8 protein-coding genes are annotated in these 11,933 nt (G+C 70.1%); 2 read left to right on the forward strand and 6 right to left on the reverse strand.

Translation table 11 applies throughout. The annotated features are described in order from the left end of the window. Positions 1 to 71 precede the first annotated feature (71 nt). On the forward strand, positions 72 to 866 hold the full coding sequence (locus BM362_RS38845) for a GNAT family N-acetyltransferase (RefSeq protein ID WP_093576532.1): 795 nt from the start codon (positions 72 to 74) through the stop codon (positions 864 to 866). On the opposite strand, the gene BM362_RS38850 is transcribed toward BM362_RS38845, so the two are convergent. Further along, on the reverse strand, positions 856 to 2,235 hold the full coding sequence (locus BM362_RS38850; protein WP_067594220.1) for an NlpC/P60 family protein: 1,380 nt from the start codon (positions 2,233 to 2,235) through the stop codon (positions 856 to 858). The genes BM362_RS38845 and BM362_RS38850 overlap by 11 nt on opposite strands. A 342-nt stretch (positions 2,236 to 2,577) precedes the next feature. Between BM362_RS38850 and acnA the strand changes: the two genes are divergently transcribed. Continuing rightward, positions 2,578 to 5,403 (forward strand): aconitate hydratase AcnA, encoded by a 2,826-nt coding sequence (gene acnA, locus BM362_RS38855; RefSeq protein ID WP_202507642.1) that lies wholly within the window; start codon positions 2,578 to 2,580, stop codon positions 5,401 to 5,403. Positions 5,404 to 5,753: 350 nt separating this feature from the next. On the opposite strand, the gene BM362_RS38860 is transcribed toward acnA, so the two are convergent. From BM362_RS38860 to BM362_RS38880, 5 genes are all read right to left on the reverse strand, one after another. Continuing rightward, complete coding sequence (locus BM362_RS38860) at positions 5,754 to 7,358, reverse strand: phospholipase C (protein WP_067594332.1); 1,605 nt, start codon at positions 7,356 to 7,358, stop codon at positions 5,754 to 5,756. Positions 7,359 to 7,375: 17 nt separating this feature from the next. Next, a complete protein-coding gene (locus BM362_RS38865; protein ID WP_093576533.1) occupies positions 7,376 to 8,536 on the reverse strand; it encodes a Dyp-type peroxidase in 1,161 nt (386 codons plus the stop codon). Further along, a complete protein-coding gene (locus BM362_RS38870) occupies positions 8,533 to 9,672 on the reverse strand; it encodes an EfeM/EfeO family lipoprotein (protein WP_093576534.1) in 1,140 nt (379 codons plus the stop codon). The genes BM362_RS38865 and BM362_RS38870 overlap by 4 nt, the downstream gene beginning before the upstream one ends. Before the next feature lie 117 nt (positions 9,673 to 9,789). Then, complete coding sequence (locus BM362_RS38875; protein ID WP_167545594.1) at positions 9,790 to 11,415, reverse strand: alpha/beta hydrolase; 1,626 nt, start codon at positions 11,413 to 11,415, stop codon at positions 9,790 to 9,792. Between the two features lie 42 nt (positions 11,416 to 11,457). Further along, the gene (locus BM362_RS38880; protein WP_093576536.1) at positions 11,458 to 11,862 is read right to left on the reverse strand and encodes an Imm7 family immunity protein; all 405 of its coding nucleotides are present in this window, start codon (positions 11,860 to 11,862) and stop codon (positions 11,458 to 11,460) included. Positions 11,863 to 11,933 lie beyond the last annotated feature (71 nt).

Genomic DNA, 11,933 nt, shown 5'->3' on the forward strand with positions numbered 1-11,933 from the left:
CGCTGGGGGTGTCGTGGGTGGCCCACGACACCCCGCGCGCACTCCGGGGCCGCCCGGGTTAAGTTGCCGACGTGCCCGACGCCGCGCGGCTGCTCGCCGCCTACGACCGCGAAGTCCGCCGAGCCGAGCTGACGCAGGCCGAACCCGGACAGCAACTCACCGTCGACGGCCCGCTCGCGCGCCTCACCGGCGGCCGCCGCGGGTTCGTCTCCGGACCGCCGGACCTCGGCGTGACCGGCGGCCCGCTCGACGAGCTGATCGCCCGCCAGCGCGCCTTCTTCGCCGCCCGCGGCGAGGAGTTCGAGTGGAAGACCCGCAGCCACGACCGTCCCGCCGAGCTGCCGGAGCGGCTGCTCGCCGCCGGATTCGCGCCGGAGGAAACCGAGACCGTGCTGGTCGCGCCGCTGGACGCGGTCGCCGCCTCGGCGCCGCCGTCGACCGACGTGGTCGTACGAGAAGCCGACAGCTGCGACGACCTGCTGCGCATCGCGACGCTGTCGGCCTCGGTGTTCGGCCACGACGAAGCCGCGGTCGCCGCGGATCTGCTCGCCCGGGCCCGCGCCGACGCCGGGACCACCACGCACGTCGTCGCCGAAGCGGACGGCCGGTTCGTCGCCGCGTCCCGCCTGGAACTCGTGCCCGGCACGCGATTCGCCGGGCTGTGGGGCGGCGCGACACTGCCCGAATGGCGCGGCCGCGGCCTCTACCGCGCGCTCGTGGCACACCGGGCCTACGCGGCACGGGCCCGCGGCGTCGCCTACCTCCAGGTCGACGCGCTGCCCACGAGCCGGCCGATCCTCGAACGGCTCGGCTTCACCGCGGTGACCGAAACGACGCCCTACGTGTGGAGCCCGCTCAGCCGATGAGGCGCGTCGCGTACGGCATGATGCCGCCGTAGCGGACCGACGTCACGCGGACGTACGAGCCCGACTGCGGGGCCTCGACCATCTGCCCGTTGCCCAGGTACAGGGCGACGTGGTGGATGCCGCCCGAACCGCCCCAGAAGAGCATGTCGCCGCGGCGCATCTGCGACAGCGGGACCCGGCGGCCGGAGGTGTACTGGTAGCCGCTGAAGTGCGGCAGGCCCTGCACGCCGGCGAAGGCGTAGATCATCAGGCCGGAGCAGTCGAATCCGATCTTGCGGTAGTCGCCGTACCGGTCGGCCACGCCGCCGTCGCGGATGCCGCGGGTCGGGCCGCTGCCGTTGCCGCCGCCCCACGCGTACGGCATGCCCACCTTGGACAGCGCCCGCGCGATCACAGCCTCGATCGAACTGCCCGCCGCCGGGGACGGCCGGCCGCGGCTTCCGCCGCCGTTGTCGCCGCCGCCGTCGTTGTTCGCCGCGGCTGCCCGCAGGGCCGCCTGCCGCGCGCGCTCCTCGTCCTCGCGCTGCTTCTGCGCGAGCCAGTCCTGGTAGCGCTGGCGCTGCCCCTGCAGCCCGTTGACCTTCGCCTGCGCGGCGTACAGCTGCTGCTCGACCGAGTTCTTGCTGGCTTCCAGCTGCGTGTTCTGCGCGGCCTGGGCCTGCTGCGCGGACACGGCGGCCGACTGCGCGGCGTCCGCGGTGCCCTTCGCCCGGGTGGCCGCGTCCTGCTTCTGCTGCGCCAGTTCCAGCGCCTTGCGCGCGGCGGAGTCCTTGTTGGCCTTCTCCGTCTGCGCCTGCTGGAGCCGGTCCATCGCGTTGAGCCGCGAGCCGCCGATGGCGTCGAGCAGCTGGGCGCGGGCGAGCAGGTCCTTCGGGCTGTCCGAGGTCAGGTACGCCGAGATCGACCCGATCGTGCTGCCCTGCTCGAAGCTCGCGGCGGCGAACTTCTTCGCGTCCGCGCGGGCCTTTTCGATCGCGCCGACCGCCGCGTCCGCCTCCTGGCGCGCGGACTTCGCGTCGTTGTGCGCCTGGGTCGCCTCGTCCTGCGCGGTCTGCAGGTCGACCAGGGCCTTCATGGCCTGTTCCTGCTTCAGCTCGACGTCGTCCTGCAGCGCGCTGAGCTTCTGCTCGGCCTGCGCGAGCTGGTTCGTGAGCTTGCCGACCTCGCCGGCCTTCGCGTTCGCGTCGCCCTTGGCCGAGTCGATCGAGGAGTCGCTCGGGTTCGGCGGCGGCGGGGGCGCCGCGAGCCCGGTGCTCGTCGCGCCGAGCAGCGCCGCCAGGGTGACCGTCGCGATCGCCAGCCCGCGCCGGGCTCCGGCTCCGCGCACCAGCGCGCCCGCCGTCCCGGACCGTCCACGCCGGACCCTCACGCCCGCCACCTCCGCTCGCCCGCTGCCGTCCCGCGGGCACACCGCGTACCTCTGCAGTCACACCACTATCACAAGCCTCAGGAAGAACTTACACACCGCGGAGATCATTTCCCCTGTTCGGGGGACGTGGCGGGGTGGCGTGTCCGGATGGCGCACGTCACTCCGCGTGTCGTCTTGAACGAAATACAGGACACGCGTACTGTTTGGGTCGAGAAGACGAGGTGTGCCCTCCCGGTTCCGGTTCTACGGTGGGGGTGCGCAAGACTCGCCCGGGTCGGCCCGACGACCCGGATCCGACACCGAACTGACCCGGGAGGACACGCCGGTCGCGGCGTGGAATCCATGCCACTGGAGTTAGACGTGACTGCACCTAGCAAGGACAGCTTCGGCGCCAAGGACACCTTGCAGGTGGAAGAGAACTCGTACGAGATCTTCCGCCTGGACAAGGTCGACGGCTCCGCCCGGCTGCCCTACAGCCTGAAGATCCTCCTCGAGAACCTGCTGCGCACCGAGGACGGCGCGAACATCACCGCCGACCACATCCGCGCGCTCGGCGGCTGGGATCCGAACGCGGACCCGTCGATCGAGATCCAGTTCACGCCCGCCCGGGTGATCATGCAGGACTTCACCGGCGTGCCCTGCGTGGTCGACCTGGCCACCATGCGCGAGGCCGTGACCGCGCTCGGCGGCGACCCGGACAAGGTCAACCCGCTGGCCCCGGCCGAGATGGTCATCGACCACTCGGTGATCATCGACGTGTTCGGTCGCGCGGACGCCTTCGAGCGCAACGTGGAGATCGAGTACGAGCGCAACCGCGAGCGCTACCAGTTCCTGCGCTGGGGGCAGGGCGCCTTCGACGAGTTCAAGGTCGTCCCGCCGGGCACCGGCATCGTGCACCAGGTCAACATCGAGCACCTGGCCCGCACGGTCATGGCCCGGGGCGGCCAGGCCTACCCCGACTCCTGCGTCGGCACCGACTCGCACACCACCATGGTCAACGGCCTGGGCGTGCTGGGCTGGGGCGTCGGCGGCATCGAGGCCGAGGCGGCCATGCTGGGCCAGCCGGTCTCCATGCTGATCCCGCGCGTCGTCGGCTTCAAGCTGACCGGCGAGATCCCGGCGGGCGTGACCGCGACCGACGTCGTGCTCACGATCACCGAGATGCTGCGCCGCCACGGCGTGGTCGGCAAGTTCGTCGAGTTCTACGGCGAGAGCGTCGCCCAGGTGCCGCTGGCCAACCGCGCCACCATCGGCAACATGAGCCCGGAGTTCGGCTCCACCGCGGCGATCTTCCCGATCGACGACGAGACCGTCCGCTACCTCAAGCTGACCGGCCGTTCGGCCGAGCAGGTCGCGCTGGTCGAGGCGTACGCCAAGGAGCAGGGCCTCTGGCACGACCCGGCGCACGAGGCGCAGTACTCCGAGTACATCGAGCTGGACCTGTCGACGGTCGTCCCGTCGATCGCCGGCCCGAAGCGCCCGCAGGACCGCATCGAGCTGACCGACGCGAAGTCCTCGTTCCGCAAGTCGGTGCACGACTACGCCGAGGACGAGCAGCCCACCCCGCACACCAACGTCGACGAGACCGTGGAGGAGACCTTCCCGGCCTCCGACCCGGCCGCGCTGTCGTTCGCGGACGAGACCGCCGTTCCGGTGCAGTCGGCGGCCAACGGGGCCACCGGGCGGCCGAGCAAGCCGGTCAAGGTGTCCACCGCCGACCGCGGCGAGTTCGTGCTCGACCACGGCGCCGTGGTGATCGCCTCGATCACCTCGTGCACCAACACCTCCAACCCGTCGGTCATGCTGGGCGCGGCGCTGCTCGCGCGCAACGCGGTCGACAAGGGCCTCTCGGTCAAGCCGTGGGTCAAGACGTCGATGGCCCCGGGCTCGCAGGTCGTCACCGACTACTACGACAAGGCCGGCCTCTGGCCGTACCTGGAGAAGCTGGGCTACCACCTGGTCGGCTACGGCTGCACCACCTGCATCGGCAACTCGGGCCCGCTCTCGGACGAGATCTCCGCCGCGATCCAGGAGAACGACCTCACCGCGGTCTCGGTGCTCTCGGGCAACCGGAACTTCGAGGGCCGGATCAACCCGGACGTCAAGATGAACTACCTGGCGTCCCCGCCGCTGGTCATCGCCTACGCCCTGGCCGGGACGATGGACTTCGACTTCGCGACGCAGCCGCTCGGCCAGGACACCGGCGGCAACGACGTGTTCCTGAAGGACATCTGGCCGTCGCCGCAGGAGATCCAGGAGACCATCGACTCCGCGATCACCCAGGAGATGTTCACCAAGGACTACGCCGACGTGTTCGACGGCGGCGAGCGCTGGAAGTCGCTGCCGACGCCGACCGGCAAGACCTTCGAATGGGACGCCGAGTCCACCTACGTCCGGAAGCCCCCGTACTTCGACGGCATGACCGCCGAACCGGCCCCGGTGCGGGACATCTCCGGCGCCCGGGTGCTGGCTAAGCTGGGCGACTCGGTCACCACCGACCACATCTCCCCCGCCGGCGCGATCAAGGCCGACACTCCCGCCGGCCGCTACCTGACCGAGCACGGCATCGAGCGCAAGGACTTCAACTCCTACGGCTCGCGCCGCGGCAACCACGAGGTCATGATCCGCGGCACCTTCGCGAACATCCGGCTGCGCAACCAACTGCTGGACGACGTGCAGGGCGGCTACACCCGCGACTTCACGGTCGAGGGAGCCCCGCAGGCGTTCATCTACGACGCGGCGCAGAACTACGCGGCGGCAGGCACCCCGCTGGTCGTGCTGGGCGGCAAGGAGTACGGCTCCGGTTCGTCCCGCGACTGGGCGGCCAAGGGCACCAGCCTGCTGGGCGTGCGCGCGGTGATCACCGAGTCGTTCGAGCGCATCCACCGCTCCAACCTGATCGGCATGGGCGTCATCCCGCTGCAGTTCCCGGAGGGCGAGTCGGCGTCGTCGCTGAAGCTCGACGGCACCGAGACCTTCGACATCGAAGGCATCACGAAGCTGAACGACGGCGAAACGCCGCGGACGGTCCACGTGACGGCCACGAAGGAAGACGGCTCGAAGGTCGAGTTCGACGCGGTCGTCCGCATCGACACCCCCGGCGAGGCGGACTACTACCGCAACGGCGGCATCCTGCAGTACGTGCTGCGGAAGATGACCCAGTCCTGACGGTCTGACCCCAGTTCGTGGCCCGCTCCGGTTCTTCCGGAGCGGGCCACGCCCGGTTTCCGCCCCCGCCACCCGTACTGAGGGAAACCTTCACGACCCGCCGCCCGCAGCAGCCAGCGACGCGGCGCCACATTGGCCCGCTACCCCACCTCTCCACCAGCGGCGAAGCACCCAACCAGCCGAGGCGCCCAGCCCCTCCCCCGCACCCCGATACGAAGCCTCCCTGCGGTTCGGGGGTGCTTGTCAAGGCATCTTTCCCGCCTTGACAAGCACCCCCGAACCGTCAGCACACTCGGGCTTCGGGGTGCCCCCGCGACCACGGCAATGTCGCCCCCAGGCGACGAGCCCCCCTACCCCACCACCGCCCCCGTCTTCGGATCCAGCTTCAGCACCTTCGCCTTCGGGTGCGAAAAGTCGAACATCCCCGTCAACGGCGCCGCCAGCACATCGAACGACCCCCCGCCGATCCGCCCCAAATGCCAGTTGTCCTCGATAAACCGCAACACCGAAGTCTGATCCGTCATCGTGTGATCAACATGATTGACCTTGCTGTACGGCGAAATCACCAGCAACGGCAGCCGCGGCCCATACCCGCACCGATCCGCGAACCCGCCCAGTTTCACCGGCTTCGACGAACAAACCGGAGCATCCTGCGCCGAATCGTGCGAACCATTCACCACCTTCGACGCGACATGGTCGTACCACCCGTCCGAATCGTCATACGCCAGCACGATCGCCGTGTTCTTCCACTGCGGCGAAGCCTGGATCCGGTTGACCTCCTCGGCCACAAAAGCCTGCTCGTCCAACGGATCCGAGTAACCAGCGTGCCCGTCCTGATACTCCGGAGCCTTCAGGAAGCTCACCGCAGGCATGGTCCCCGCAGCGAGAGCGTCATGGAAGTCCCGGACGTCGTACTGATGGTTCGCCTGGTCCTGCTGCCCCACCGCGTGCAACGACGACGGCGGCACATGCTTCCGATTGGCCGTCGACTGGTAATACTGGAACGGCTCGTGATGCGGACTGTAGTCGACCGAAGCCTGCCCACCCACATTCGGATGCTCAGTCCCGCAGACGGCGTATCCGTTCGCCTCGCCGGTAGGCCGGAACCCGCCCTCGAACCACCCCCACGTCACGCCGCGAGCGTTCAGCAGATCGCCGACATTCCGTCCCTGAAACGCCCCGAGATTGTCCGTGGCGGTGTGGTTCTTGTCCGAGCAGTCGTCGAACGCCGGGTCCGGGTCGGTGATCATGGTGCCGACCCCGTGCGCGTCCGGCGAGGCCGCGGTGTGCGGGTCGACCTCAGGCTCGCCGGTGACCGAATCGACCGGCTGCAGTCCGTGCGTCTGGCCGGACACGAGGTCGATCGCGCCGGGGCTGGACGGGCCGAAGACGGTGTTGAAGGAGTTGTCGTTCAGCGCGTAGTGCTGGGCGTAGTTCCACATCGCGGTGACGGTGTTGCCGTCGAAGTAGTTCATCACCAGTCCGGGCTCGCCGAACAGCACGGGCTGCCCGGTGCACTTGTCCTTCTCGGTGTACTCGACGAACTTGTCCATCTTGCCGCCGTTGAACGCGGCCTGTTCCTTCTTGTAGTCGTGCGCCTGGTCGCAGGTGAGCGCCTGGTCCGGGCTCAGCCGCTTCGGGTTGTAGGCGTTCGGATTGTGCTGCAGCAGCTCCGGGGTGAGCCCGTTGACCTTCGGGGTGCCGGGCGCGGCGTGGAACGGGGTGCCGTTTTCGTTGGTGGCGTTCGGATAGGTGCCGAAGTAGTGGTCGAAGGAGATGTTCTCGCCGAAGATCACCACGACGTGCTTGATCGGCGTCGACGTCGTGAACGTCTCGGCGGCGATCGCGTGCGCCGGGGCCGAGGGCGACGCCGCGCTGCTCGCGCACGCCGCGGCCAGCGCCGCGGTCGCCGCCAGCGCGGCCGCCGCGGTGGCCCGCTTCCTGGTCCGCCTCACTGCAGAACTCCTTCCGCTCAGCCCAGCACTGCCCGGCCGTAGTGGTCGGCCGGATCCCTCACGCCCGGGAACAGATGGAAATACCCGCCCCCGAACGGCGAGACGTAGTCGGTGAGCGGCTCCCCGGCGAGCCGCTTCTGCACGGCCTCGAACTGCTGCTCAAGATCGCGCTGGTAACAGGTGAAGACGAGGCCCATGTCGAGGTTGCCGTTGGAATCCACGCCGCGGTCGTAGTTGACCGCGCGGCGCAGGATCCGCTGCCGGTCCGTCTGCGGCGTGCGCGGGTTCGCCAGCCGGATGTGGCTGGTCAGCGGGATGACCGTGCCGATCGGGTCCTCGGCGTAGCGCGGCACGTCCTGCTCGGCCGCGCCGTCGAGCGGCGCACCGGTGTCGCGGCGGCGGCCGATCATGTTCTCCTGCTCCGACAACGACACCCGGTCCCAGAACTCGACCAGCATCCGGATCAGCCGGATGACCTGGTAGCTGCCGCCGTCGTCCGTCCACACAAGACTGTCCGCTTCGGACGGTCCGGGGTTCGCGGTGCCGTCCTTGAACCCGAGCAGGTTGCGCGGCGTCCCCGCCGGACGCGGCGGCGAGCTGAACCCGTCGATCTTCCAGCGCAGCTGCATGCCGCCCCGGGTCGCGCGGGCGATGTCGCGCAGCGCGTGCAGCACGGTGTCCGGTTCGGCGGCGTTGAGTACAAGGGACAGATCGCCGTGGCACCACTGCGGATCGAGCGCGTCGTCCGGGAACATCGGCATCTGCTTGAGCTTCGGCGGTTTGCGCGCGGCGAGCCCGTACCGGTCGTCGAACAGCGACGCACCGGCGCCGACGAGCACCGACAGCTGGTCTTTCGGGACTTCCGGGCCGAGCACGCCGGAATCCGCGGGCGGCCCGGTGATCCCGACTGACGCGGGCGCGCCGCCGCCGGTCAGGAACCGCGCGCGGTCGGTGATTTCCTTGAGCAGGCTGGCGAGTTCGGCACGGTTCTCGGCGACGACGTCGAACGCCGCGACGATCGAATGCCTCGCCGGTTCCGCCAGCACGGCTGCCTGACGGGGACCGTGGAACGGCACCGCTTCCCCGGCGGCCGTCGCGCTTCCGGACAGGCCGGCCAGGCCCGCACCCGCTCCGGCGGCTGCCGCTCCGCGCAAGAACGCGCGGCGTCCGAAGGTCACGAGACCCTCCTCGGCTCCGCGATCGCCGCGACCGGGGCCAGGCGTTCGGTCAGCTCGGCGACGTCGGCGTTGATCCGCTGCCGTTGTTTCCGGTCGAGGGCAGCGAGGGGTTTCCCGGCGACCGCCTGGAGATCGTGGCCGGTGCGGGCGATCCAGGCGTCGAGGTCTTTCAACCCGGGGAATCTCGTGGTCAGCAGCGGACGCAACACGTCGAGCACCGCCCGGGTCCCGGCGAGGTTCGCGCCCGCGGTCGCGAGGTTCGAGCCGCTGCCGTAGCCGGTGCGGCCGGTCAGCTCGAAGTGGAGGGTGTTCTCCATGATCTCGTGCGCGCGCAGGCCGAGATCGTTCTGGTCGATCTGGGCGTCGGCGAACGACGTGCGCAACTGCTGGACCGCTTCGTCGAGCTGATCGGCGACCGGGCTCAGCGCGGGCATCGCTTCGTTGTGCCACAGGCCGTTTTCGAGCCGGTGGAAGCCGGTGAAACCCGGATCGGCCGCGCCGGCGGGCAGCCCGGCGGTGGTGCCGTTGATCGCCCCGTCCGAATCGCCGAAGGCATCGTAGGCGGCGCCGAGCCGTTCGTAGGTGAGGTGCGCGGTGAGCCAAGCCTGGCGCGCCGCCTCCCGGTTTCCCGAGCGGACGGCTTGCGCCAGCGCGGCGGTCTGGCCGGTGAGCGTGCCGAGGCCCTCGGCGACATAAGCGTGGTACTGCTTGAGCGGCCCGAGCAAATCCGCGTTGGTCACCGGAACTACTGCCGGCCCCGGACGGTCCGCGCCGCCGGTGACCTGCACGGCCGGTCCGACGAACGGCGTGCCGTCCTCGGGCGCGCAGCGCAGGGCGTAGGCGCCGTTGCCGAAGGTCACCGGCAACGCGCGCGTCGTGCCGGGACCGACGCCTTCCAGTTCCCCGAAGACCGTGCCGGTGGCCGGGTCGACGAGGTCGATCTCCATCGTGACGGCGGCGTTGTTGCGGACCTGGAGGGTCTGCGGCCCGGCCCGCGGCGCGGTCCAGCCGTCGCCGCAGGCCGAGCGCGAAACCTGAATCGGACCGGGCTGGGCGGGCGAGCCGGAACAACCGGCGAGCGCCGCGGTCCCGGCGAGGACCGCGGCCGCGCCGAACCCGCCCGCCCAGCGCCGCACGTCAACTCCCCTCAGGTGAACTTCTGGCGGACACTTTCACCGATCCGCCGGGCGCTGACAAGAGGGTTGTGCCGATATGCCCGGTTCCGGCGGAAGATCGGCCCCTAGATCAACCGATCAGCCCTTCGCGGGCGTCGTGAACGGCTGCTGGTCCGGCTGGAACACCTGGCCGTCGGCGGGCACCTTCAGGTCGATCAGGTACGCGGCTGTCGCGTCGTCCACGCCGCGCGCCTTGCCCATGACGCAGTGGCCGAACGCGTCGACCGACAGCAGCCGCGAGTTGCCGAGCTCCTCGGCCATGCGCTGGCCGAAGCGGTACCGGGTGGCCGGGTCGTAGAAGTTGCTGACCACCAGAACCGGCGTCGCGGTGTTCGCGCGCCACGGCCCGCGGTACGGGTCGGACGTCTTCGCGGCGGGCCACACCGGGCACGCGGCGATGTCGGAGAACACCTGGTAGCGGCCGAAGGTCGGCGATTCCCGGTCCGCCTTGCCCGCGATGCCCGGCACCTGCTCCTGCCGGATCCGCATCGGCTTGTCCGCGCAGTTCACCGCGAAGTACGAGTCGTCGCCGGTGTACGGGCTGTCCGGGGCGAGATCGAGCAGACCGCCGCGGCCGGCGGACAAGGTGCCCTTCCGCCCGGACTGCGCCTGCAGCGACGGGTGCAGCACCGAGTACGCCTCCTGCAAGCCTTCCGCCAGCTCGCCGAACGAGGCAGGCGAGTACAGCGCGCTCGATACCGATCCGGTCAACGTGCCCAGGTCCACTTTCTGACCGCCGGGCAGCGTGATCGGGTCGGTACGCACGTGCTCGCGCAGCTCGTCGAACTTCGCGCGCGGGTCGCCCGCGCTGAACGCGCATTTGTCGCCGGCCTGGGCGCATCGCTCAAGGAAACCGTCGAGCGCGATCTCGAAGCCCTGCGCTCGCGCGAGGTCGTAGGTGACGCCTTCATTGGTGCGCAGCTGCGGGTCGACATTTCCGTCGATCACGATCGCCCGCGTCTGTTTCGGGAACATCGCCGCGTAGGTGGAGCCGACGAGGGTGCCGTAGGAGAACCCGGTGTAGGTGAGCTGCTTGTCGCCGACGGCGGCGCGCAGCTGGTCGAGGTCGCGCACGACGTCGCGGGTGGACATGTGGTCCAGCAGCGCGCCCGCGTTGCGGCGGCAGAACTGGCCGTAGTCGCGGTACGCGGCGAGCGTGCCGGAAATTTCCTTGCGCGACACCGGAACCGCGACCATCTGGTTCTGCACGTCCGCGGCGTCCTCGGCGGTGGTGAAGCAGCGCAGCGGATTGCTGGCCCCGACGCCGCGCGGGTCGAACCCGACGAGGTCGAAGCGGTCCATCACCTGCGGACGGAAGTACCGGTCGCCGGAGATCGGCATCCGCAGCCCGGACCCGCCCGGCCCGCCCGGGTTGAGGAACAGCGACCCGATCCGCTGCCCGGGAACCTTGGCGGCGCGCTTCATCAGCGCGAGGTCGATGCTGCCGAGCGACGCGTCGTCGTGGTCGACCAGCACGCGGTAGAGCGCGCAGCTGTACAGCTTCACCTGGTCTGCCGGGACCCCGCGCAGCTGTTCTTTGGTGCAGTCCTCCCACTTGACCGGCGCGGTGCGCGCGATCTCCGCGGGTTTGGCCGGTGCCGCCGGGCTGGCAGGCGCCGCGACGGCAGTGCCCGCCAGCCCGGTCAGCGCGGTCGCGATCGCCGCGACCAGTGCTCCGGTTCGTGCTCTTTTCGCTCCGCGCACGTGGAATCTCCCCTGGTTGCGCACCCGTCTGATTACGGGGCGTCACCGAGACTGGCATAATCCGGCCAAGCCGGGCACCGGCCAAAAGGAGGATGTGCGCGTTCCCGGGAGCGGCAGCCGACGGTCAGGGGCCTCGACGACCGGCTGGAGCGGCGAGGGGAACGGATCGAGCCGGACCGTGATCTCGCCGCGCGCCATGGCCCTGACCCGGTAGCCGTACGGCCAGTGCCACTCGCTCGGCTCTTCGTCCCGCTCGTACGAGACGCCGTCCGAGCCGGGAAGCACCCGGGCGCTGCACTCCAGCAGTTCGGCCAGCTCGGTCAGTTCGGTCGGTTCGGCCAGCTCGATCACCTCGGCCAGCTCGATCACCTCGGCCAGCTCAATCAGCTCGATCAGCTCTGCCAGCTCGATCAGCTCGGTTCGGTGGACCCCGGTGCGATTCGGCATGCCGTTCGCCCACAGGACGTCCCTGCCGTTGATGACCTTGAGCCGCGCCTCGCCGGACGTCCGCGATCAGC

Source organism: Amycolatopsis rubida, from assembly GCF_900115345.1.
In the GTDB taxonomy this organism is placed as follows: Bacteria; Actinomycetota; Actinomycetes; order Mycobacteriales; family Pseudonocardiaceae; genus Amycolatopsis; species Amycolatopsis rubida.

Excerpts from the sequence above, each read along its gene's own strand:
- acnA (WP_202507642.1), top strand. The coding sequence starts at position 2,578 with ATGCCACTGGAGTTAGACGTGACTGCACCTAGCAAGGACAGCTTCGGC.
- BM362_RS38880 (WP_093576536.1), bottom strand. The coding sequence starts at position 11,862 with ATGCCGAATCGCACCGGGGTCCACCGAACCGAGCTGATCGAGCTGGCA.